This window comes from Rahnella sp. WP5 (genome assembly GCF_000745615.1).
Classification (GTDB): domain Bacteria; phylum Pseudomonadota; class Gammaproteobacteria; order Enterobacterales; family Enterobacteriaceae; genus Rahnella; species Rahnella aceris.
On the sequence record NZ_JQJR01000008.1, the window covers coordinates 167,102 to 190,563 of the forward strand.

Consider the following 23,462-nt stretch of genomic DNA (forward strand, 5'->3'; position numbering starts at 1 on the left):
CTGTTTTCTGCCTCTCATTCATAACCCTGAAGTATAAACCAGACCATCTGGCTATTGGTCTGTCATCCGGCAACCGTGATAGCGTTGATAATTATTAATAACATCACGGCGGACTACGCGATGAGTCAGACATCCCCCTCTATCCCTCTGATCGATTTCAGTCAGTTTTCTGCAACGCCCGGACAGCGGGAAGCGTTCCTTGCGCAACTGCGTTATGCCGCGCGTGAGATTGGTTTTTTCTATCTGAAAAATCATGGCGTTGATGCGCAGTTACTGAAGGATGTTCAGCGGGTTGCCCGACAATTCTTTGCACTGCCCGAGGAAGACAAACTGGCTGTGGCGATGATCAACTCGCCACACTTTCGCGGTTATAACCGGGCCGCCTCGGAGATTACCCGGGGTCAGCCGGACTGGCGCGAACAGTTTGATCTCGGTGCCGAGCGGCCAAAACTGCCGGTGACAGAGAGTACGCCTGCTTGGGCAAGATTGCAGGGGCCGAATCAATGGCCGGAAGCATTGCCGGAATTGCGCCCGCTGTTACTGCGCTGGCAACGGGAGATGACGGCCATGTCGCTGCGTCTGCTGCGGGCTTTTGCCCTGGCGCTGAAACTGCCGGAAGACGCGTTTGATCCGCTGTATGGCGTAAAGCCCAATGAACATATCAAACTGATTCGTTATCCGGGGCGCACGGTGGGCGCCGGAAATCAGGGGGTCGGTGCGCACAAGGATTCAGGATTCCTCAGTTTTCTCTTGCAGGATGAACAGCGTGGTTTACAGGTTGAAGTGGAAGAAAACCAGTGGATCGACGCGTTTCCGGTCCCTGATACGCTGGTGGTAAATATCGGGGAGTTACTGGAACTTGCCACCAACGGCTATCTGCGCGCTACGGTACATCGGGTTGTCTCGCCACCGGAAGGCGGCGAGCGCTTGTCGCTGGCATTTTTCCTCGGCGCTCAGCTTGATGCTGTTGTGCCATTATTCCCGTTGCCCGCAGAACTGGCGCAGGAAGCGCGGGGAGAGGCCAGCGATCCGCTGAATCCGTTATTCCGCGATGTGGGTTTCAATTATCTGAAAGGGCGGCTGCGCTCACATCCTGACGTGGCACAGCGCTATTATTCTGATTTCCCCGGGGCTAATACTGCTGGCTGACCGGGGCCTGTGCAGTATCTACGCTGACCATGGTGGACATGCCCGGACGCAGACGGTTACTTTGCTGCTGTCCCGGTTCCAGTTCAATGCGCACCGCGATACGTTGTGAGATTTTGGTGAAGTTACCCGTCGCGTTATCCGCTTTGAGAACGCTAAACTCCGAACCTGCCGCAGGGGAAATCCGTACCACATGCCCTTTAAATGGGTGATCGTTCAGGGCGTCGACAGTGAACGTCGCCGGTGTGCCGATAACGATGCCCGCCAGCTGGCGCTCTTTGAAATTGGCAGTCACCCAGACCTGTTTCGGCGTAACCGAGGTCAGTTGTGTCCCGGCACTGACGTACTGCCCGAGTCGTGCGCTGACTTCACCGAGCTGACCGTCTGAAGGGGCAACGATCTGCGTATGCTGCAGATTGATTTGTGCCACTTCAACTTTCGCCTGTGCGGCTTTTAACGCGGCGGCCAGCGAAGCTTTATTTGCATCCACCAGGGCCAGATCCTGCCGGGCGATATTCACGGAGGCATGTGCTTTGGCAACGTTTGCCTGTGCAGTCAAAAGCGCCGCATGAAGTTCGTCACCGGTTGTTTTAGACACCAGTCCTTTCTCCAGCAAAGGCCCGTTACGCCCGGTATCGAGTGCTGCTTTGCTTTGTGCGGCCTGCGCGCTTTGCAGTTCAGCCTCCGCCAGTTGCAGGCTTGCGGCACCCGAGGCGCGGTTCTGCTCAAAGTTTTGCAATGTGACCTGTGCTTGTGCGGCGGCGGCTTCTGCCTGTAATAGCTCCTGAAGATAGGTGCTGTTATCAATCACAAACAACACGTCACCTTTTTTCACCGGCATGAAATCTTGTACTTTGACGTCGGTGATATAGCCTGACACCTGGGGGCTGAGAAGGGTAACGTTGCCACGAATATACGCGTTATCCGTCGATTCCACCTGAGAGTTAAACGGGAACAACTGCCAGCTGTACAGCACGATCATGACCCCGATAATGCCGAGGAAAAGCACCACAATAATTGATGGATAACGAAAGATATTTTTCATCAGTTTTTTCCGCTTTACTCTTTTTGTTCATTAACAGAAACAATGTGCTTACGCGACAACCTCTGCGGCTGCGCGTTTCTTCATCAACATCCGTCCGGCAATAATGTGCGCGACAAGGACGGCAAAGCAGCCCAGCGACATATAGAAAACCACCATAAAAACATCGTTATAGGCCAGCAATCCGGCCTGTTGTGTCACTTTCTGGCTCAGCTGAGCCAGACCTTCGGCATTCAGTTGCGTGCCGTCGTTTAATATCGGTTTCAGCAAATGGCTGTATTGGGAAACACGCTCAACGACCAGCGGGTTTTGCAGGCTGATGTTTTCGACCAGCGTGCTGGAATGAAATTTCTCCCGCAGGATTTGGATCGTGCCAAGGAATGCGCTGCCCACCTGAGCGCCGACATTTTGGGTCGTGAGAAACACCAGAATAAAACTGATGATCTGGCTCTGCCCGAATTGCAGTGCACGGATAAACCCGAGCCACAGAGACGTCGGAAGAAATATCGCTCCGGCAAACGCGATCATTCCCTGTGTCAGGTAAAACTGTTCCGGACGGGTATCTGCTGTGGAGTTGGCGTCTGTCAACGAGGCGACGGCGATCAGGGCAATTGAAAACAGATGGATGTAAACAATCCGGTTAGCTTTGTGAATGATGCTGACCACCACCAGTCCGGCAAAAGTCGCGGCCAGAATCACGCAAAACAGCATGATCAGCTGATCGTTAACTAATCCCACCAGATTCAGAAACCCGACCATGCCGGTAGTTTGTTCCGACAACAGCATGCGCACGAAGAGCATCGAACCGGTGAACAGCAGCATTTCCGGCGTCATCAGCCAGCGTAAATCGATAATCGGATTTTTGCGTTTCAGCTCGACCATAAAAGACAGCGTCAGCGCAATAATCCCGACCACCAGCACTTCGCCAATCCAGTCTTTTTCCTGCCACCAGTAATAACGGCCCATGGTCAGAACCACCGACATACAGGCTACCGCGGTGGCAATGAGCGGATAACTTATCCAGTCAGTACGCTCGAACACTTTCACTCGCGGCGGATGGGTAAGTGGCAAAATCCAGATAATGGTCAGGCAGATAAGCGAAAGGCCGGACTCCAGCATCGTCAGCTGATGCCAGTGTCCGAGATCTAACAAATGCGGAGAAATAATGCGCGAGATCGGCAACGCCAGCTGGCTGCCCGCCAGTCCGAAACATAATCCTGCCGTCAGTTTTTTAGCGGGCGGAAAGATCTCGAACATATAAAACAACGCCAGTGGTCCGAGCGACGCCATTGCAAAACCCATCACGGCACGCACGGCAAGCGCGGTCTGAAAATCATGCGTAAATGTCTGTGCCATTGACGCGACAGCGAAAAACAGCAGGCCATATTCGCCAAACCGACGAAAACCAAACTGGGTGCGGATTTTGTACAACAGGATCGTGCCGGTGACACTGGTTGCGGTATAGGCCGCTACCAGCCAGTAACTTTCGACGTTGGAAATGCCCAGCGAACCCTGAATACCCGGCAGGTTGGAGCTGACCAGATTAATCCCCAGCCCCTGCGTCAGCCCGATAATCAGTGATGCCATGGCATAGACAACAATCCGCAGACGCGGATATTGCAGCAACCCGGTGCTGACCTGAACGGCGAAAGGGTGATGCTGCGACGGCGGTACCGGCGCGGGCTTTTCAGGTTGTGCTGCCTGTTCCTGGGGTGGTGATGCTTCCCGTGTTGATAATTCACCGGCATCCTGCCGGACATCTGAATCAGAACGCGTCGTCATCGTTTCGCCTTGTAAGTCATTACCCGACTAATTTGTACCTTGCTACATAATGTAATAAGGCGTTTCCACGGTGTCTACCCAATTATTCATACTGGTGATATTTACAAATGAAAATAACGAGTAACAAATCAGTAACGGAAGTGACTATTTCGGGCGGGAAAAGCTATAAAACGAGAAAAAATGCCAATTAAAGCGCGGCGATATTGGCAGTAATACTGGCGAGAACACCCCGGGCGATATCCACATCATTTTGCGGAATACCTTCCATGACGCGGATCAGAATGTCATCCGTCATGATGCGTACCTGGTTTGCCAGCTCAGTTCCGGTTTCTGTCAGTCTGATATCTTTCGAACGACGATCGGTTTCTCCGGGGCAGCGTTCCAGCAGGCCCAGCTCGGCGAGGCTGTCAAACAGGCGAATGGCGGTAGGGTGTTCCACTTCCAGCAACGCGGTCAGTTCACCCTGAGGCAGGCGTCCGCTGGCGGATTCCAGATGTAATAACACTTGCCCGCGAGCCAGTGTCAGGCCAATAGTTTTGAAACGGGCATCACAATAAGTCCGCAACTGACGGCCGATATGAATAGTTTCAGGCAGGAAACGGACGGCAGGAGAGGTGGCTTCCGGGCGGCGGCGTAATATTGTCACAGGAGATCCTCAACGTCGGGGATTAGCAGGTTCTGAGACGTCAGATTAGCACGATAAGCAACATTTATCAGAAAAGGACGGGTGCCGTTAACATTTTGAGACAAGTGGAAGGGTTATCTAAGTAAAGTTTCCGGAAACTATTTATGCTGTCCGGAAAGCCGTTTTATCTGTTTGCTTTATCCCTCTGACGGAGAAAATACAATGCAACCTGTCATCAACATGATCACGCTGGGTGTTAAAGACCTGGCCGCTTCTACCGAATTTTATCAGCACGGACTGGGCTTTCCAAAAGTGGTTATCGATTCTGAAGGTGTCAGTTTTTTTGAACTGGCAGGTGCCTGGCTTTCTCTGTTTCCGTGGGATGAACTGGCCAAAGATGCGCAAGTCAGCCCGGCAGGGTATGGTTTTCGCGGTATGGCGCTGGCGCAAACGGTGGCCAGTGAAGCTAAAGTGGATGCCATTCTGGCTCAGGCAGTCAGTGCGGGAGGTAAATTGATTAAACCGGGACAGAAAGTGTTCTGGGGTGGATATTCGGGTTATTTCGCCGATCCGGACGGACATCTGTGGGAAATCGCCTATAACCCGTTTATGACCATCGGGCCGCAGGAGAAATGACGTTCGTTCCTGGACCAAGAAATAATTAATTAGTTACAACATACAGTGTGTTTTATTAAAAATACTGATCGTCTTTGACATATAAAAAGACACCGCATAAAGCGGTGTCTGTCATTATTCTCGCAGGAAAAGAGGAGGTTATAAACCGCGTTTTTCCATTAACAGGGCCAAATCGACCAGGCGGTTTGAAAAGCCCCATTCGTTATCATACCAGGCGAGAATTTTCACCAGCTTGCCGCCAATCACCAATGTTGAAAGCCCGTCAATAATGGATGAACGCGGATCACCGCGATAATCGCTCGACACCAGTGGCTCCTCGCTGTAACCCAGAATGCCTTTAAGCGGACCGGATTCAGCCGCCTTGCGAAACGCGGCGTTAATTTCTTCAACAGTCGCTTCGCGTTTAAGGTTAACGGTTAAATCGACGATGGAAACCACCGGCACCGGAACTCGTAGTGAATAACCGGTCATGCGTCCGTCCAGTTCCGGGATAACTTTCCCGATCGCTTTCGCTGCGCCGCTGGAATACGGAACAATGGAAACCGCTGCCGCACGCGCACCCCGTAAATCTTTTTCAGGTTGATCATGCAACGCCTGGCTGTTGGTGTAGGCGTGAGTGGTGTTCATCAGGCCATGTTCAATGCCGAAGGTCTGATGCAAAACCTGAGCGGCAGGGGCCAGACCGTTGGTGGTACAACTGCCGTTGCTGACCACTTTGTGTTTTGCCGGGTCGTAATCGCTGTCATTAACGCCCATCACAATGGTGATGTCATCATTTTTGGCCGGTGCGGAAATAATGACGCGTTTTGCTCCGCCCCGGGTGATGTGAACTTCCGCTTTAGCTTTTTCAGTAAAGAAGCCGGTAGCTTCAATAACGATATCAACGCCCACAGAGCTCCACGGAATTGCAGCGGGATCCCTTTCTGAGAAAACGCGTACCGGTTTTCCATCAACCCGTAATTCGCCTTCACCCGCTTCGACGTCAGCTTTTAACGTGCCTGAGAGTGAGTCATATTTCAGAAGATGAGCGAGAGTCTTACTGTCCGTTAGATCATTAATTGCCACCACCTGGAAGTCATCCCGCCCGAGTGCGGCGCGCAAAACATTCCGTCCAATCCTGCCAAAACCATTGATACCTACTTTGACCATGATGAACTCCTTAGTTATCTGCTTTACAGTTAATCTAGTACGCAGGAGGGTTGGCGTAAATGACAATAAAAGATCAATTTACGCCAAATATCTGGAGCAAAAGCGTTCTCTGTATTCTGTCGGTGTCAGTTGTAAATTTCGTTCAAAAACGCGGCGCAGGTTCAGCCCGCCGCCGAAGCCGGTCGTGAGGGCGATACGATCTATGTTTTGTGTTGTTTGTTCCAGAAGCTGTCGCGCGGCACTCAGCCTGACTTCCTCAACATATTTTGCCGGGGTTATGCCGGTTTCGCGTGTGAAAACGCGCGTGAAGTTTCGCGGACTCATCGCGACACGTTCAGCAAGGTTTTCGACAGATAAATCGCTGTTGAGATTCTCAGGTAACCAGGCCTGAAGTTCGCGGATAGAGCCATTGCTGGCCTGATTCAAAAGATAGCGGCTAAATTGCGACTGTCCACCCGGACGCCGGAGAAACATCACTAAATCCTGAGCTACATTTTTAGCGATGCTGAAACCATGATCTTCTTCGACCAATGCAAGAGTGAGGTCAAAGCCGGAGCTGACGCCACCTGACGTCCAGACCGGACCGTCCTGAACATACATCGGGCCGCGTTCCACGGTCACCTGCGGGTATTGTGCCTGCAGGGTGTCGATCAGACGCCAGTGTGTGGTGGCGTGTCGGCCGTTGAGTAATCCCGCCTGGGCGAGCAACACCGCGCCGCCACAAACAGATACCACGCGGCGGGCATGCGGCGCAGCCTGTTGCAGCCAGCGTACAACGTTTGAGCCTTCTTCTTCAGATAAGCCTTTACCGGTGACTAAGATAGTGTCGCGGGTCAATGTGGGGTCAAGATCGCACAACCGGTGATCCGCGAGAAGGTTAAGCCCTGAGACACCGTGAATCACACGGTGCGGTTGTGTGGTGGCAACAGTCACCTGATAAGGCGCAATTTTGGAATCAGACGTGGCGTGGAGAGGCAACAGACGATTCGCCTGCATGAGGATATCAGCAATACCTGCTGCTTCGAATAACATGCCCCCGTCGGGGACGATAATCAGGAATGTGTTCATGGCATTAAAAATACAATGTGTATTAAATAAGTCAAATCTGCGAATGCTGTTATTGAATCACTTAGCCAGTAAATTAACGTGAAAGCAGGGCGCATGGACAGGATTTCGCACTTTTGATACCGTTGAATGTCAGAAAATCCCTCATAAATACATGATCCTGAGTGACGATAACGGTATCTTATCAGCCGGAGAAACGTTCATTTAGATCCTGGAAGATTATGATTTCATTATTCAAAAAAACTTCACAATTCAGCATGTTGGTTATGCTGATGATTTTGGCTGGCTGCTCGGGCAAACCTCATTATAAGAAATACGACACGCATGCCTTTGATGATGAGATTGAAGATGCTGCCGATGAATACAAAGTTGACCGTAAACTGGTGAAGGCAATCATTCAGGTCGAATCCGGATTTAATCCCAAAGCAGTCAGTCCATCTAATGCTATTGGTCTGATGCAGCTGAAAGCATCGACCAGCGGTTGCGATGCGTATCGTTATAAAGGTAAACGCGGTTGCCCGGACGACGATGATTTGCTGGATCCGGAAACCAACATTGATCTGGGAACGGCATACATCAGTGCATTGCAACGTCAGCAACTTAACTGGATTAACGATCCGCTGACGCGCCGTTATGCCACAGAAGTCGCGTATGCTAACGGTGCGGGAGCGTTACTTAGAACGTTTTCCAGTAACCGGCAGACGGCAATCCAGATGATTAATCAACTGACGCCGGAAGCCTTTAACTGGCATGTTCGTCAGTATCATCCGGCGCCGCAGGCACCCAGATACATGGCCAAAGTCGAAAAAGCCTATGCCGGTTTATAGTGTTTAGAGCACTGAAAAATGGACGTGCTACGTGAAATCTGCAGTACAACTATGCTGTTCAATTCTCAGAATTCACGTAGCGCGATCAATTTGAAACCCTGAAAGTCCGGACGGAGGTGGTGAATGCCAGATAACATATTCACAGATATTCCTGAAGCTGCACGCAATGGTGAAGGCGAGACCTTTGAAGAGTTGCTGACACGACCCGGTATTCGTATTGAGCGGATTATTTCCACAGGACAAGCCAGCCCGACGGGATTCTGGTATTGCCAGACGCATGACGAATGGATACTGGTCTTGCAAGGTTCGGCCGGTTTGAAGTTTGATACTGAAACCGACGTGCGCATTCTGAAAGCAGGCGACTTTGTGAATATCCCGTCGCTGTGCAGACACCGCGTCGAATGGACTGAACAGAATGGAACGACCATCTGGCTGGCCATTCATTACGGTGAAAAAACGTTGAACGAAGCAGGTGAGGCAGAATGAGGAAAATGATGGCGCCTGGTGCGTAAGTTGATATCTTATTTAACATAATATACATTATGCGCACTTTGATTATCCGTTCTATATCCTCTACATTGTTCTTATTCTGATAACGGGAAATCCTCCCGGAGGTTTTTGGTGATTATCGCCCAGGTGTCTGACATTCATGCCGCAGAAAATAATGATAACCTCGCACGCTTTGAACGCGCACTGACGTGGATTGATCTCATTACGCCTGACGCCCTTGTGCTGACCGGTGTATTGGATAAATCCCGTTTCTGGCAGATTTACCACACCAGCGCGCTTTCAGTTGAACAGAAAAAAGTACTCAACCGATTACTCGACGGCGGTGAGAACGGTTTTTCCGAAGGCATAAATGCGAGTCAGTATCAGAAAGTGGCAAAAGTCAGTAAAGCCACCGCAACGCGACATCTGGCTGATCTCGTTTCTCTCGGCTGTATGCGCAAGTCTGTAAGCGGCGGGCGAAGCACACGCTATACCATCAACCGGACGTTCTCCCTATTTAACGCAGGAAACCTCATGAAAAATATCACTTTTTACGGTCGTTTCGAGGCTGATATTCTTGCTGGCCGTAAAACGATTACCCTGCGTGAAGCCAGCGACGCGGATTTTACGGCAGGCGATCAAGTTCGCGTCAGCCGTTATGAAGATGACGTGTTTTTCTGCAACATTGAAATTATCGCTGTCACTGGAGTACAGTTCGACGATCTCAACGATCAGCACGCGGTGCAGGAAAACATGACACTGGAAGAACTTAAACAGGTCATCAGCGAGATTTATCCGGGGCTGAAATCACTGTTTATGATTGAATTTCGTCTTCTATAATTGCGTGTGGCGCGCCGGGATCCCTTCTCCACGCGCCCTTTTCTTCTCATCAGCCATTCCAGCGCGAATTGCGGATCACTGAACAAAAATTTCCTTTGATAAAATCGGGTTCTTTATCAGCAATGACGTCGGCTTTGACATTACCGAATGTGGTCTGCGGCTTGTGTTTAATTCCGTCATAAAATGCCTGAATAATATCCTCCTTGAACGCCGGTGTCCGCGGATGCGCTTCGACAACCGCATTACGTACGCTGTCATCGTAGCCCTGATAATTGATGCCGAGTACGTCCATTTCCACACCTGAAGTCACCAGTGCGATCACCGGATCCATAAATTCAGGGATGCCCGGCGTGGTATGCAGCGCAATGGCGGTCCAGACCTTATCGATGTCCTGCGTGCTGATGCCGTGCTGTTGCATAAACTCGCGTGCGGCATTGGCGCCGTCAACTTCAAAGCGTTTATCGCAACTGCAATTTTCGTGTGTCAGCCCCACATCGTGGAACATACAGCCAATATAAAGCAGCTCATGATCAACCTTTAGCTGACGTTGTTGCCCGGCCAGCGCGGCCCAGTAATATACACGGCTGGAATGTTGAAACAGTAAATCTGATTCCATATCACGGACCCGTTCTGTTGCTTCACGAGCCATTTTGCTGTCGGGAATGCGGATACCCTTAATGTTCAGAGTCATAGTATTTGTCCTGTTGGGTTGAATAGAGTCAGCATAAGCGGCAAGATAAATGTCATCAATCATCGTAATATGACGTTATGAGACATAATTGTTCATTTGCGACAGGAAATATTCAAATGCCAAAACACATCATTATTCTCGCCGTGCCGGGCGTGCAACTTCTCGATGTCTCCGGTCCGCTGGACGTTTTCGCTGAAGCCAACCGGCAACGCGGCCGCGACGTTTATACCCTGAGCGTGATGGCGATTGGCGACGATCCCGTTGTACGCACCTCTTCCGGCGTGCGTCTGTTTGCAGATCTCACTCTTGCAACCCCGCTTCCTGCCGCCGTCGATACTTTTCTGGTCGCAGGTGCGCCCGTGCTGGAAACATTCCTGCGGGATGAAAAATTAAAAGACGGGATCCGTACCTGGAGCCACCATGCGAAGCGTTTTGGTTCCGTGTGCAGCGGTGCGTTATTACTTGCCGCCGCCGGATTGCTTGACGACCGGCGCGTGACCACACACTGGTCCGTCGCCGCAAAACTAAGCGAAGAGTATCCGCGGGTGAATGTCGAAGCTGACGCTATTTTTATTGCCGAGGGTGAGCTGAGAACGGCAGCAGGTGTCACATCCGGGCTGGATTTAGCCCTGAATATGGTGGAAGAAGATCTTGGACGGGAAACCGCGCTGGATGTCGCTTCGCAACTGGTGATGTTCTTCAAACGTCCCGGCGGGCAGTTGCAGTTTAGCCGCCATGGCCAGGCGTCACTGAGTGGCCGGTCGGCATTACAGGACGTACAGCGGTGGGTGATGAATTCGCTCGATCAACCGCATAATGTGCAAAGCCTGGCTGTTCATATGGGGATCAGTGTCCGCCATCTGACGCGTTTGTTTAATCAGGCGCTGCGGCAATCACCGGCAGAATGGCTGGAACAGCAACGGATATTTCACGCACGGCAACTGCTGGAAACGGGGGAAATGGCGGTGAAGCAGGTTGCGGCACAGTGCGGATTTTCCAGCGTTGATATCTTGCGACGTGCGTTCGTCAGGCAATTATCCGTGACACCGTCACAATATCAAAAGCAGTATTCCCGTTGAAAAAACCTTCGAGAAATCAGGCTTCTTTTGCTACCTGAGCACGCCGGAAACAATCCGGATGATGGGTATTAATCAGGCCGGTAGCTTCCAGCCAGGCATAGACTATTGTCGGGCCGACAAACTTGAATCCACGCTTTTTGAGATCTTTTGAAATCTGATCAGACAGCGCATCTTTAGTCGGAACCGGCCCGGTATGCTGAATCGCTTTCCCGCCGATTTGCGCCCAAATCCACTCACCAAAATCTTCACCCGCTTGCTGCATGGACAGATAGGCCCGGGCGTTGCTGACAACCGCCGTGATCTTGCTGCGGGAGCGGATAATATCGGCGTTATTCACCAGCCTTTCGATGTCTTCTTCGGTAAATTCAGCGACTTTCTCGGGTATAAAATCGCAGAAGGCCAGGCGCAAGGCATCCCTTTTTTTCAGCACGATCCGCCAGGATAATCCGGCCTGAAAGCCATCAAGCATCAGCTTTTCCCACAGTGCCCGGCTGTCACGTACCGGCTTGCCCCATTCATCATCATGATAGTCAATCATCATCGGGTCACTCGTGCCCCACGGGCAACGGATCAGATCTGTCATCGCAAACTCCTGAAAGCAGAAAGTTCTTTATTCTAACCTGATCCGTGCATGGAAGGGGTAAACTTCTTCTCCACCCTGCTCAGCGACTTTCACACCGAATTTAATGATTTCACAGATGTTTATGTGTGCACATTTAATATTTATCGATATTACTGAATGTTGTAACTAATTAGTGCTTCATGATTTCGTGCAGATTGACATAAATGAAATTCTATCCCCAGGTCTTTTCGGTGACAGAGATTGATTTACGTCATCATCCTTTTTGGGCATAGGAATTATATTACGCTTCTTTATAAACAGGATGGAACCATGTTTAGTCGTTTAGGTCGTATATTTAGCCCCGCAACACCCCCTCACGGTAAAGAAGTTGAGAAGAACCAAACCTTTCCGCAATCCTTTATTTCCAAAGGTAATTCTTGTGCTTATAGATACGATTCGCGCGGGCCGGAAATAATTGAAGCTCAGGGATTTTTTGGAACAATCAGCCGGGATAACACAGAGTTTCGGGTATTTGGAGATAACACTGTCTTTGCCTCCAGGACGAAAAAAGGGGCAAAGGCTTTCCTGAAAACGAGAACTTTCATGGGGAAACAAAATTTTCAATACCTCTATGAGATCAATATATTAGGAAAGCGTAGCTTTTCATTTGTTGAAAACTACAAACGTGATCAAAATGCATTAGTCGAGGCGATGTTAGCTTCCTTACCGGCTGAATTAGTGGCGAGCATGCCAGTTAGTGAGGCTCGTGCCCTGGCGCACAGTGCTCTCATTCGCGACTTTAACAGCGTTGATGAAATTCAAATTGAAGCGCCTATTTCAACCCAGCGAATAAAACATATTGCCACCACCTTAGTGTGATTATCTAAAACTCTCCGGACGGTTGCCCATTGATATATCCTAAGCATTGAGTTTCTGTCTGGTTAAATTGTTTATAGGGGAAGTTTATGATTTCCCTATTATTCAGGTATGTACATTTTTCCTTTTTGCCCTAAACTGTATGTTGTAACTAACCGGAGGGTTTATGGCGGATTATGATTTAATTGCCCGGATGAACGGCTGTTTTAACGAACTGGAAATGGCATTGCAAGATTTGGGGAATTTCCTGGGGCAACTGGAATTATTGCAGGCGCGGGTATTTACCTTGCCTGAAGTAGTGAAAGGCGAAGAGCATAATCCGGCGGACAAAATCACTGTCACGCCTCACACCGGCGAAACCGCACAGCAACTGGCATTACAGCATTTTCAGCGGTTGTTTATTCATCATAATAACGAGAATGTCAGCAGTAAATCCGCCGTCCGTTTACCCGGTGTGTTGTGTTATGCCGTGGACGCAGCGGAGCATCAGTCTGCCCTGCTGTTGATTGAAGAAGTGAATAAGCTGAAAGCTGAACTGGAACATATCGTGACCGTCGAGTCCGGTCTCGCCCGTGAACAGCGTTTTGAGTTTGTACATACCCACCTTCGCGGCCTGATAACGCTGAACGCTTACCGTTCGGTGACGTATCTCAATGACCCGGACTCCGTGCGCTTTGGTTGGGCGAACAAACATATTATTAAGAACGTGACCCGCGATGAAGTTCTGGCACAACTGGAAAAGAGTCTGCATGCCGGACGCGCTGTCTCGCCTTATACCCGTGAGCAATGGATGGAAAATATTAACCGCGAGATGATAGACGTGAAACGTTTGCCGGAACACGCGGCGCTCAAATTCAAACGCCCGGTGAAAGTTCAGCCCATAGCCCGCGTGTGGTATCGCAACAACCAGAAACAGGTGCAACACCCCTGCCCGCTGCCGCTGATTGCGTTATGTCTGCGTTCGCCCATGATGCAACTTCCTAAGTTAGGGGAACTGCATGATTACGATGTGTCATCCGTGAAGCATAAATATAAACCGCAGTCGCAGCCACTGAGCCTGCTGATCAAACGTCTGCATCTTTATACGGACCATCCGCTGTAAGCCACTCAGAACGTGAAAAGGTCCGGTTGCCCGGACCTCATTTCACATGTAAATAGCAGGCTGTTTACGCTTTCATGCTACCGACCATGGCTTCAGGCCGCACCCACTCGTCGAACTGTTCTTCGGTCAGATAGCCGAGTTTCAGCGCCGACGCTTTCAGGGTCAGGCCTTCTTTATGCGCTTTCTTGGCGATTTCCGCCGCCTTGTCATAGCCGATATGGGTATTCAGCGCAGTCACCAGCATCAGCGATTCATTCAACAACTGGGTAATACGGTCACGGTTAGGTTCAATACCGACCGCACAATGCTCGTTAAAGCCGCTTATACCATCAGCCAGCAAACGAACGGATTGCAGGAAGTTATGGATGACCAGCGGACGGAACACGTTCAGCTCAAAGTTACCGGATGCACCGCCGATGTTGACTGCAACGTCATTTCCCAGCACCTGTGCGCACAACATAGTCATCGCTTCGCACTGCGTCGGATTGACTTTGCCCGGCATGATCGAGCTACCCGGTTCGTTTTCCGGAATCGAGATTTCACCGATGCCGCAACGCGGGCCGGAAGATAACCAGCGCACGTCGTTGGCGATTTTCATCAGTGAAGCGGCCAGCCCTTTCAGCGCGCCGTGGCCATGAACCAGTGCGTCACAGGTCGCCAGCGCTTCAAATTTATTCGGGGATGTCACAAACGGTTGTCCGGTCAGTTCTGCCAGTGCTTTCGCCACACGCACGGCGTATTCCGGGTGCGTATTCAACCCGGTACCGACTGCAGTTCCGCCCAGCGCCAGTTCGGCAATATGCGGGATGCTGTTTTCAATGTGCGTCAGGCTGTGTCCCAACATGGCTACCCAGCCGGAAATTTCCTGTCCCAGTGTCAGCGGTGTGGCATCCTGCAAATGCGTACGCCCTATTTTCACAATGTCACGATATGCCGTGGCTTTATCGGACAGCGTTTTGTGCAACACTTTCAACTGCGGGATCAGGGTTTCGCGCAGTTCAGTCACTGCCGCAACGTGCATGGCCGTCGGGAAAACATCGTTGGAGCTTTGGCTCTTGTTCACATCATCGTTCGGGTGAACTTTACGTTCTTCGCCGCGCACGCCACCGAGAATTTCACTTGCCCGGTTAGCCAGCACTTCATTCATATTCATGTTGGTCTGGGTGCCGGAACCGGTCTGCCAGATGGACAGCGGGAATTCGGCAGAATGCTTGTCGGCAAGCACTTCATCGGCAGCGGCAATAATGGCGTTTGCCCGCTCAGCAGGCAGTAACCCGAGGTCCATATTGACGCTGGCTGCCGCACGCTTTGTCAGTGCCAGCGCGTGAATCAGCGCCGTTGGCATTTTTTCAGAGGAAATACGAAAATGCTCGAGGGAACGTTGCGTCTGTGCGCCCCAAAGTTTATCTGCCGGAACATCAATTGGCCCCATTGAGTCTTTCTCAACGCGTGTAGATGCCATTACTGTCTCCTTAGATGCTTATTACGATGATAAATCAGTTTTTTTGCAGGTTACTGTTTGCCGCACGCGCTCCCACGCATCCGTTGGCGGCCTGTTGATTATAGTGACATATAAGCCGGGCGTATAATTGGATTCGATCCCCAATCTGAAAATGCATGCCAGCCGCACTTTTTGGGCCTTCGCAGTTGTAAAGCCCCCTTCGTCATTGTTTACTAGTCGGCAATATTTTCTATTCAGGATGAAGCAATGCAAAAGATGCATAACGGTGTACAAAATTACGCCTGGGGCAGCAAAGACGCGCTGACCAAACTCTATGGAATTAAAGATGCAGAGGGCCGTCCGATGGCTGAACTGTGGATGGGGGCTCATCCGAAATGTAGCTCTCAGATTGAGAACTCCCGTGGGGAGAACCTCTCTCTGCGCGACCAAATAAGTGCCGGACTGTCTGCGCAACTGGGCGAAAAAGTGGCTAAGCGCTTTGGCGAATTACCTTTCTTGTTTAAAGTGCTGTGCGCCGATCAGCCGCTGTCGATTCAGGTGCACCCGAGCAAAAGTGCGGCTGAAATCGGTTATGCCAAAGAAAATGCTGCCGGTATTCCACTGGATGCCGCCGAGCGTAACTACAAAGATCCGAACCACAAACCTGAACTGGTTTATGCCCTGACCCCTTTCCAGGCCATGAACGGTTTCCGCGAGTTGCGCGAAATTGTTTCATTACTGCAACCCGTGGCCGGTGCGCATCCGTTAATTGCCAGCTTCCTGACGTCTCCGGATGTTGATCACCTGCGCACGCTGTTTGCGGGCCTGCTGAGTCTGGAAGGTGAAGATAAATCCCGGGCGCTGGACGTGCTGAAATCCGTTCTGGATGAACAACAGGGTGAGCCGTGGGACACCATCCGCAGTATTTCTGAATTTTATCCTGATGACAGCGGCCTGTTCTCCCCGCTGCTGCTCAACGTAATCACCCTGCAACCGGGCGAAGGCATGTTCCTGTATGCCGAAACGCCGCATGCCTACCTGAAAGGCGTCTCGCTGGAAGTGATGGCGAACTCCGATAACGTGCTGCGCGCAGGTCTGACGCCGAAATACATTGATATTCCTGAGCTGCTGGCGAATTTGAAATTCAACGCCAGACCCGCTTCTGAATTGCTGACCACGCCGGTTGTCAAAGGTGCGGAACTCAACTTCCCGATCCCGGTCGAAGATTTTGCTTTTTCAATTCACAGCCTCTCTGCTGAACCGCAAACGCTGGAGCAGGACAGCGCGGCGATTGTCTTCTGTATTGAGGGTCAGAGCGTTCTGGTGAAGAACAATCAAACCCTGGTTCTCAATCCGGGTGAGTCGTGTTTCCTGTCAGCCGATGAGTCACCGGTGACTGCCAGCGGCAACGGCCGCATAGCACGCGTGTTCAATACACTCGCGAAATGAACAGTTGATTAAACAAAATGGGGCTAAACGCCCCATTTTGGTGATTTTTTTGCTGATTCAGCTACACTCTGTAGACTAATAACGCCGGAAGGCGTTTTTTATTTTCGGGACATTTCATAAGGATAAACAGAGATATGAAGAAGTCGTTAGTCGCTGTAAGCGTCATTGTAGTCCTTGGCGCGGCCTGGACAGGCGTCTCGTGGTATACGGGCAAGCTGATCGAACAACATATGGATGAACAGGTTGCGGCGGCTAACAGCCAGTTGCAAAGTGCTTATCCGAAAGCCGGGCTGAAAGTCAGCTATCAGGATTATCAGCGCGGGCTGTTCAGCAGCAAAATGCGCATTGTTCTGCAACCGGAGCCTGCTGCCGCAACGGCGGGCACCAGCGTACTGAAAACGGGTGACGAAATTGCCTTTATCGAAACTATCGATCACGGCCCTTTCCCTGCCGCTCAGTTGAAAAAATTCAATCTGATCCCAAGCATGGCTTCTGTTCATTCAGAGCTGCAAAACACGCCAACGGTGAAAGGTCTGTTTGATGTCACCAAAGGCAAATCTCTGGTCACGATTGACACCCGCGTTTCCTACAGCGGCGCAAGTTCCTCGGCGGCTGACATCATTCCTGTGACGTATCAGAAAGATGAAAGCCAGCTGGCCTTCTCTGGCGGTAAAATCAATGTCGATGTCGACAAAGATCTGACGGCCATGAAGCTGGACGCCAGCACCGACAGCATCGCTCTGACCTCTAAAAATCAGTGGGGTCAGCTTGAAAAAGTGACCCTGGCCGGTTTCAGCATGGACAGCGACACCAAACAAGGTAAGTTTCAGGTCGGCGTGGGTGATCAAAACCTGACTGTGAAGCAAATCCTGGTGAACGTTGACGGCAAAGATGCCGCTTCGCTGGATAACTTCAAACTGGTGAGCAAATTCTCTGAAAATGGCAATAACATCGCCGGTCAGCAGGATTACACCCTCGACGCACTGAAAATTCAGGGTGCAGATTTCGGTTCAGCCAAACTGACACTGAAGCTGGATAAACTCGATGGCGCGGCGATGAAACAGTTCGCAGACAACTATAACCAGCAATCCCGCGCACTTCTGCTGCAACAGGGTCAGATTGATCCGGCTGTTTATCAGCAACAGGCTACCGATTTACTGCTGGCTAACCTGCCACTGCTGCTCAAAGGCAATCCGGGCATCAGCATTGCACCGCTGAGCTGGAAAAACAGCAAAGGCGAAAGTAACTTCACCCTGCAACTGGATCTCAAAGATCCGGCCGCAACGCCAGCACAGACTCAGGATCAAATGCTGTCTCAGTTGGTAAACAAGGTTGATGCCAAACTGACTATTCCTCTGCCGATGGCCACTCAGGTCACCACGCAGGTGGCTCAGCTGGAAGGTTACAGCGCAGACGACGCCGCTAAACTGGCACAGCAGCAGGTTCAGGGTCTGGCGGCAATGGGTCAGATGTTTAAACTGACCACCGTGAAAGACGACACTATTACCAGCAGCTTCCATTACGCTGACAATCAGGTTGACCTGAATGGCCAGAAAATGACATTGCAGGAATTCGCCGGTCTTTTCGGTATTCTGGGTGGGCCGGCAGCGCCGGCAGCAACCCCTGATCAGGAAACGCCAGTGGCTCCGGCACCTGCCCCCGTCCCGGCTCAGTAATCTTCTTTACATCTCCCCCCTGCCAGGGGGGAGGTTGGAAGACGGTTTTACAACCGAACTTTCTGCCAGTGTTCTGGTCTAGTAAAAGTTCACACCCCATCCCAACCTTCCCCTCATGAGTGGGGAAGGCGTAAAACCTCCGCTACCAAAGGATTCTCAGGCGTGACCACTCCCACTGACCTCCTTCGTCTGCAAGACGTTTCTTTTACACTCAACCATATCCCGCTGCTGGAGCCTGTTTCCCTCACCCTGAATCCGGGGGAATTTACCTTACTGACCGGCCCTTCAGGGAGCGGAAAGAGTACGTTGCTGAAGATTATTGCGTCATTGCAAAATCCGACCGGTGGAAATCTTTACTTCAAAGGCGAAAATATTACGCAGATCAAACCTGAAGCGTACCGCCAGCGCGTATCGTATTGCTTCCAGACACCGTCGTTATTTGGCGAAACGGTTTACGATAACCTCGCCCTGCCTTATCAGATCCGCAATAAAAAACCTGATGACGGGCAGCTTCGCGACTGGCTGAAACAGGTAAATTTATCCGAAGACATGCTGACCAAACGTACGCAGGAGCTTTCCGGCGGGGAAAAGCAACGCATCGCATTGCTGCGCAATCTGCAATTTATGCCGGATATTTTATTGCTTGATGAAATCACCAGCGCGCTGGATGAAGAGAATAAAATCAACATCAACGACATCATTGCCGGGCTGGTTGAGAAAGAGCAGATCGCGGTGTTATGGGTAAGCCATGACCTGAACGAAATCCGCCACGCCAAAAACGTCATTACCCTGACCCGTCATTCATCAGGAAGCGCGTCGCATGAATCAGCATAATATTACCAACCAGTCTCTGGCTCTCGCGCTGATCCTGGTCGTCGTCGCCCTGCTCGTCAGCAAGAAAGAAAAGCTCGGACTGGAAAAAGACATCATCTGGAGCGTTGCCCGCGCTATCGTACAACTGGTGATTGTCGGCTACGTTCTCAAATACATTTTTGATATCAATAACAGCCTGTTAACCGTGCTGATGGTGCTGTTTATCTGCGTGAATGCGGCGCTGAATGCCAAAAAGCGCAGCCGTAATATCGATAACGGATTTATCATTTCTTTTATCGCCATTACGGTGGGTACCTCGCTGACATTAATGATTCTGATCCTCAGCGGTTCGATCGAATTTCTGCCTATGCAGGTGATTCCGATTTCGGGGATGATTGCCGGGAATGCGATGGTGGCAGTAGGCCTGTGTTACAGCAATCTTAACCAGCGTTTTCTCGATAATCAGCAAAAGATCCTCGAGATGCTGAGCCTCGGCGCGCCGGTAAAAATGGCTTCCGACCGGATTATCCGTGACAGCATTCGTGCCGCCATGATCCCGACCGTAGATGCAGCGAAAACCGTCGGGATTGTCAGCCTGCCGGGCATGATGTCCGGGCTGATTTTTGCGGGTATCGATCCGGTGAAAGCCATCAAATATCAGATTATGGTGACCTTTATGCTGCTGGCGACCGCGAGCTTATCGACGATTATTGCCGGTTATCTCGCTTACAAACGTTTCTACAATGACCGTGCGCAGCTGCGCGATTTGAAATCATCGTAATACGTATTCTGCCCGCGGGTCGAAAACCGGCGGGCAGGATTTTTCAGGCTTTATAAATCAGACAATGCCTGACGCAGATTCACCTCTCCGGCGGCCTCGTCATCAAGATCCAACACCCCTTCCAGATCGTCCAGATGTTCCTGCATAATTTCAGCAGCCTGCGTATTATCCCCCGCTTCAAGTGCATCGATAATCGCCTGATGTTCATCACACTGGCACGAAGGCACTTCGTTACGCTGGTACAACGACACAATCAGGGAACTGCGCACCATCAGATTCGACAGAATTTCACTCAGAACATCATTGCCCGAAATTTCCCCGAGAATAAGATGAAATTCACTCAGCTCACGCACAATGGCGCGCCGGTCTTCAGATTGCACAGCTTCACGCTCTCCGCGCAGATGGGTGCTAATACGGTGACGGTGACGCCGGATCACGTCCGGTCCGATGCATTCAACGATCGCCCGTTCGATAGCACGACGGGCGATGAACACTTCACGCGCTTCTTTGGCGGTGGGCTGCGCCACCATTGCGCCACGGTTAGGTTCGATGGTCACAATTCGCTGCATCGCCAGACGCTGTAACGCCACCTGAACGTGGTTACGGTTAGCACCCAGCGCGTCAACAAGCTGTGATTCCACCAGCCGGGTGCCCGGACGCAGGCGTTGCTGCGCGATGGCTTTAGACAGAACATCGACAATGCGCTGAACTTCCAGCTGCTTGGCGGTTGTAGTTTGATTACTCATGGATTGCTAAATGGCCTCTCTCTGGCAGTTTCCGTGCAACCTATCACCATCTGCTCGCGTTCGTCATTAGTAAATGACGTGGGGTTTCAAATCATGCGAGAAATCCCAATAAATAGCACATAACATTCATAATAATTATCATTCCCGCACGCATTCACAATATCCCTGTTATCACCTTCCGTATCCTTGCAGCACCTCACGCAACGCAGAAAAATGTTCAGAACACGTGAAGTATGCACGCCAACGTATTGAAATCAGGACAATAATGAAACACACATTTTTTAAACACTTACTCAATTTTATCTTATTAGCCCTGGGAGCCATTTGTACCGCGCTGGTCATCTGGCTGGATGTGGCCATATTTAAAGACGGTATCCAGGAAATTTCCGCCACTGAGTTCCTTCAGGAACTTTCACTGCTGGCCATCAGCGCGTTGTTTTTCTTACAGGCCAGAAAACATCCGGCATTGCGGGGAGGTATGATCCTGATTGGCGGGTTCTTCTTCTGCATGCTTATCCGCGAACTCGATGCCCTGTTTGACCTGATCCACTACGGCTCATGGGTGTATTTCGCCAGCCTGTTCGCGGTCTATTGTATCGCCTGGGCCTGCATCACGCCGAAAACCAGCCTGCGCGGATTATCAGCTTTTCTGGTTCATCCGGCCTGTCACTATATGGTTTGCGGTCTGGTACTGATCCTGGTGTTCTCACGGGTCTTTGGGATGAATATGATCTGGAAAGTGGTAATGCAAGGCGAATACGTACGGACAGTGAAAAATATTGTCGAAGAAGGCACCGAACTGATGGGTTATCTGTTGTGTCTGGGTTCTGCAGTTGCTTTCTGGCAGCGCAGTGAACCACTGAAAACCCTGTAAAATTCTGCCTGCTGCGGATTTCTGCAGCAGGCAGAATGTCAGACGCGCCACGGCAATACGCCTTCCGGCAATCGACGCGCAAACAGCGACGCTAGCAGCATAAAGACCAGCACCACACCAATCATCAGGCACCCCACGGCTGCGGCCAGCGTGGAAGAACCGCCTTCATCAAGAAACACAATCATCGGTCCGAGCGTTTGCGTACCGGATGTGACCAGCAGAATCGACACCTGAATCTCATTCAGTGCGGTCAGGAACACCAGAATCGTGCCCGCCATGGCCGACGGCGCCGCCAGCGGCATCACTATATCGCGCATCCGTTGCAGGAAACTGGCACCGAATATTTGTGCGGCCTCATCCAGCGAACGCTCGATTTGCGCAAAACCGGCCAGCGTCGGACGAAGCACCAGTGCCATAAAACTGGAAAGATAAGCCGCCAGGATAATCCATACCGTGCCGTAAAGGCTGACATGCACCAGTGGCAACGGTTTGAGGAAAAACAGGATCGCCGCAATTCCGGTCACTATCCCCGGCAACGCGTAAGCCAGTTCGGTCGACAGTTGTAAAATACGCACCAGCCGCGTTCGCTGCCAGCTCAGGAAATACGCCAGAAATAACGAGGAAAGTGTCAGGATCAGCGCGGTCATCACGGTCAGCCCGAGGCTGGTCATAAAGGCATGGCGGATTGCCGGATACCCGAACAGCGCATTGGCATAATTGCTCAGCGTCAGACTCTGCAAGGTCAGTGCCTGACCAAAACCCGTGGTCAGGGACGTGGTCATCAGCGCGGAAAGCGGCAATAACAGCGTCAGCGACATCCACAGCCAGGCCGCAATTTCTGCCGGTAAACGCCATCGCCCCAGAGACTGATGCAGCGCGCGCGGCGTCCCCGTGACACGCACATCCTGCCGCCCGCCCAGCCAGCGGCTGAACATCAGTCCGGCAAGCGTAATAGCGGCAATCAGCAGCGAAAGCACTGCCATATCCGTCAGCGCCAACGCACCCACGCTGTTGAGTTGCTGATACACCAGCGTGATCAGCGTCGGGATACGACCGGGAATGCCGAGCATTGCCTGAATACCAAAATTACCCGCTGCGGTGACAAACGACAGTGCCGCACCGGCAAAAATAGCCGGGCGCACCAGCGGCAAAATCACGGTAAACAATACCCGCCACGGTTGTGCCCCACCGCTGCGCGCGGCCTCCACCAGTTCGGCTGGCAACCTGCGCAACCCGGCCCGCACCATCAGGAAAACCAGCGGCGCATTGTGCAATCCCAGCAGAACAATAATGCCGGTCAGCGAATACAGCGGCGAAGTCGAACCGGCGGGCAGCGTTAACCCCAGCCACTGCAATACCGGACTGGATGGCGAAAGTGCCTGAACCCACGCCAGCGCCGTCACCTGCGGCGGGATCATCAGTGGCAGAATAAAAGTAAATACCCAGGCCTGCTTACCGCGCAAATTAGTCAGCGCGATCAGCAGCGCCGCCACCGTACCCAGCACCATCGCCAGAAAAGTTGAGACGACAGCAATCGTTAGTGTATTCAGCGTGGCAGTCAGGACTTTTCGTGTGCCCAGTAAATGGCTGAGCCGCGAGATGTCCGGCGCACCTTCAGGCGCCATTGCCGCCCAAACCAGTCGCATCAGGGGCGCTATCGACAATAACCCGATCAGCAACGTCAGTGCCCAAAGCACGCACTTCTCGCTGCCCGGCCAGAACCGACGCGAGGGGGTGGCGCGGCGCTGAATTTCACTCATCACGCTCATCT

Annotated in this window: 23 protein-coding genes; 13 read left to right on the forward strand and 10 right to left on the reverse strand. The window is 51.5% G+C overall.

What is annotated here, in order from left to right; all coding sequences use genetic code 11:
* Positions 1 to 120: 120 nt before the first annotated feature.
* The gene (locus EX31_RS06890) at positions 121 to 1,149 is read left to right on the forward strand and encodes an isopenicillin N synthase family dioxygenase (RefSeq protein WP_013575502.1); all 1,029 of its coding nucleotides are present in this window, start codon (positions 121 to 123) and stop codon (positions 1,147 to 1,149) included.
* On the opposite strand, the gene EX31_RS06895 is transcribed toward EX31_RS06890, so the two are convergent.
* From EX31_RS06895 to EX31_RS06905, 3 genes are all read right to left on the reverse strand, one after another.
* On the reverse strand, positions 1,133 to 2,191 hold the full coding sequence (locus tag EX31_RS06895) for an HlyD family secretion protein (protein WP_037034008.1): 1,059 nt from the start codon (positions 2,189 to 2,191) through the stop codon (positions 1,133 to 1,135). The genes EX31_RS06890 and EX31_RS06895 overlap by 17 nt on opposite strands.
* Before the next feature lie 48 nt (positions 2,192 to 2,239).
* On the reverse strand, positions 2,240 to 3,970 hold the full coding sequence (locus EX31_RS06900; protein WP_051931001.1) for an MFS transporter: 1,731 nt from the start codon (positions 3,968 to 3,970) through the stop codon (positions 2,240 to 2,242).
* Positions 3,971 to 4,157: 187 nt separating this feature from the next.
* Entirely contained in the window at positions 4,158 to 4,616 is a 459-nt protein-coding gene (locus EX31_RS06905) for a MarR family winged helix-turn-helix transcriptional regulator (protein WP_037034009.1), read from the reverse strand.
* Between the two features lie 201 nt (positions 4,617 to 4,817).
* On the opposite strand from EX31_RS06905, the gene EX31_RS06910 reads away from it, so the two are divergent.
* Positions 4,818 to 5,231 carry a VOC family protein gene (locus EX31_RS06910; RefSeq protein ID WP_037034010.1) on the forward strand — a complete coding sequence of 138 codons (414 nt, stop codon included), beginning with the start codon at positions 4,818 to 4,820 and terminating at the stop codon, positions 5,229 to 5,231.
* Positions 5,232 to 5,369: 138 nt separating this feature from the next.
* Here the strand turns inward: EX31_RS06910 and gap are convergent, their stop codons facing one another.
* On the reverse strand, positions 5,370 to 6,380 hold the full coding sequence (gene gap / locus EX31_RS06915) for a type I glyceraldehyde-3-phosphate dehydrogenase (protein WP_013575505.1): 1,011 nt from the start codon (positions 6,378 to 6,380) through the stop codon (positions 5,370 to 5,372).
* A 78-nt stretch (positions 6,381 to 6,458) separates the two neighbouring features.
* A complete protein-coding gene (locus tag EX31_RS06920) occupies positions 6,459 to 7,448 on the reverse strand; it encodes a GlxA family transcriptional regulator (protein ID WP_037034011.1) in 990 nt (329 codons plus the stop codon).
* Between the two features lie 218 nt (positions 7,449 to 7,666).
* Between EX31_RS06920 and EX31_RS06925 the strand changes: the two genes are divergently transcribed.
* The 3 genes from EX31_RS06925 to yqfB all read left to right on the forward strand — a co-directional run bounded on the left by EX31_RS06925 (position 7,667) and on the right by yqfB (position 9,601).
* Positions 7,667 to 8,272, forward strand: a complete 606-nt coding sequence (locus tag EX31_RS06925) for a transglycosylase SLT domain-containing protein (protein ID WP_013575507.1) — start codon at positions 7,667 to 7,669, stop codon at positions 8,270 to 8,272.
* A 123-nt stretch (positions 8,273 to 8,395) separates the two neighbouring features.
* Positions 8,396 to 8,758 (forward strand): cupin domain-containing protein, encoded by a 363-nt coding sequence (locus EX31_RS06930; RefSeq protein ID WP_037034012.1) that lies wholly within the window; start codon positions 8,396 to 8,398, stop codon positions 8,756 to 8,758.
* 537 nt (positions 8,759 to 9,295) lie between these two features.
* On the forward strand, positions 9,296 to 9,601 hold the full coding sequence (yqfB, locus tag EX31_RS06935; RefSeq protein ID WP_037034108.1) for a N(4)-acetylcytidine aminohydrolase: 306 nt from the start codon (positions 9,296 to 9,298) through the stop codon (positions 9,599 to 9,601).
* Between the two features lie 49 nt (positions 9,602 to 9,650).
* Here the strand turns inward: yqfB and EX31_RS06940 are convergent, their stop codons facing one another.
* Positions 9,651 to 10,292, reverse strand: a complete 642-nt coding sequence (locus EX31_RS06940) for an HD domain-containing protein (RefSeq protein WP_037034013.1) — start codon at positions 10,290 to 10,292, stop codon at positions 9,651 to 9,653.
* A 116-nt stretch (positions 10,293 to 10,408) separates the two neighbouring features.
* Between EX31_RS06940 and EX31_RS06945 the strand changes: the two genes are divergently transcribed.
* Positions 10,409 to 11,371: a GlxA family transcriptional regulator gene (locus EX31_RS06945; protein ID WP_013575512.1), complete on the forward strand. Its 963-nt coding sequence runs from the start codon at positions 10,409 to 10,411 to the stop codon at positions 11,369 to 11,371.
* Positions 11,372 to 11,387: 16 nt separating this feature from the next.
* Here EX31_RS06945 and EX31_RS06950 read toward each other — a convergent pair whose 3' ends face one another.
* Positions 11,388 to 11,954: a DNA-3-methyladenine glycosylase I gene (locus EX31_RS06950; RefSeq protein ID WP_013575513.1), complete on the reverse strand. Its 567-nt coding sequence runs from the start codon at positions 11,952 to 11,954 to the stop codon at positions 11,388 to 11,390.
* A gap of 309 nt (positions 11,955 to 12,263) precedes the next feature.
* On the opposite strand from EX31_RS06950, the gene EX31_RS06955 reads away from it, so the two are divergent.
* Together EX31_RS06955 and tus are read left to right on the forward strand one after the other, a co-directional pair.
* Positions 12,264 to 12,812 carry a hypothetical protein gene (locus EX31_RS06955; protein ID WP_037034014.1) on the forward strand — a complete coding sequence of 183 codons (549 nt, stop codon included), beginning with the start codon at positions 12,264 to 12,266 and terminating at the stop codon, positions 12,810 to 12,812.
* Between the two features lie 163 nt (positions 12,813 to 12,975).
* Positions 12,976 to 13,911, forward strand: coding sequence for a DNA replication terminus site-binding protein (tus, locus tag EX31_RS06960; protein ID WP_013575515.1), 936 nt, complete (start codon positions 12,976 to 12,978; stop codon positions 13,909 to 13,911).
* Positions 13,912 to 13,975: 64 nt separating this feature from the next.
* Here the strand turns inward: tus and fumC are convergent, their stop codons facing one another.
* A complete protein-coding gene (fumC, locus tag EX31_RS06965; protein ID WP_037034015.1) occupies positions 13,976 to 15,373 on the reverse strand; it encodes a class II fumarate hydratase in 1,398 nt (465 codons plus the stop codon).
* A 246-nt stretch (positions 15,374 to 15,619) separates the two neighbouring features.
* On the opposite strand from fumC, the gene manA reads away from it, so the two are divergent.
* From manA to fetB, 4 genes are all read left to right on the forward strand, one after another.
* Positions 15,620 to 16,801 (forward strand): mannose-6-phosphate isomerase, encoded by a 1,182-nt coding sequence (gene manA / locus EX31_RS06970; protein ID WP_037034016.1) that lies wholly within the window; start codon positions 15,620 to 15,622, stop codon positions 16,799 to 16,801.
* Between the two features lie 134 nt (positions 16,802 to 16,935).
* Positions 16,936 to 18,477, forward strand: a complete 1,542-nt coding sequence (locus EX31_RS06975) for a YdgA family protein (protein ID WP_037034018.1) — start codon at positions 16,936 to 16,938, stop codon at positions 18,475 to 18,477.
* 162 nt (positions 18,478 to 18,639) lie between these two features.
* Entirely contained in the window at positions 18,640 to 19,311 is a 672-nt protein-coding gene (fetA, locus tag EX31_RS06980; protein WP_013575519.1) for an iron efflux ABC transporter ATP-binding subunit FetA, read from the forward strand.
* Positions 19,298 to 20,071, forward strand: coding sequence for an iron efflux ABC transporter permease subunit FetB (fetB, locus tag EX31_RS06985; protein ID WP_013575520.1), 774 nt, complete (start codon positions 19,298 to 19,300; stop codon positions 20,069 to 20,071). The genes fetA and fetB overlap by 14 nt, the downstream gene beginning before the upstream one ends.
* 50 nt (positions 20,072 to 20,121) lie before the next feature.
* Here the strand turns inward: fetB and EX31_RS06990 are convergent, their stop codons facing one another.
* The gene (locus EX31_RS06990; protein WP_037034019.1) at positions 20,122 to 20,817 is read right to left on the reverse strand and encodes a GntR family transcriptional regulator; all 696 of its coding nucleotides are present in this window, start codon (positions 20,815 to 20,817) and stop codon (positions 20,122 to 20,124) included.
* A 265-nt stretch (positions 20,818 to 21,082) separates the two neighbouring features.
* Here EX31_RS06990 and EX31_RS06995 point away from each other — a divergent pair, with 265 nt between their 5' ends.
* Complete coding sequence (locus EX31_RS06995; protein WP_037034021.1) at positions 21,083 to 21,691, forward strand: hypothetical protein; 609 nt, start codon at positions 21,083 to 21,085, stop codon at positions 21,689 to 21,691.
* Positions 21,692 to 21,729: 38 nt separating this feature from the next.
* Here the strand turns inward: EX31_RS06995 and EX31_RS07000 are convergent, their stop codons facing one another.
* On the reverse strand, positions 21,730 to 23,460 hold the full coding sequence (locus EX31_RS07000) for an ABC transporter permease (protein ID WP_037034022.1): 1,731 nt from the start codon (positions 23,458 to 23,460) through the stop codon (positions 21,730 to 21,732).
* Positions 23,461 to 23,462 lie beyond the last annotated feature (2 nt).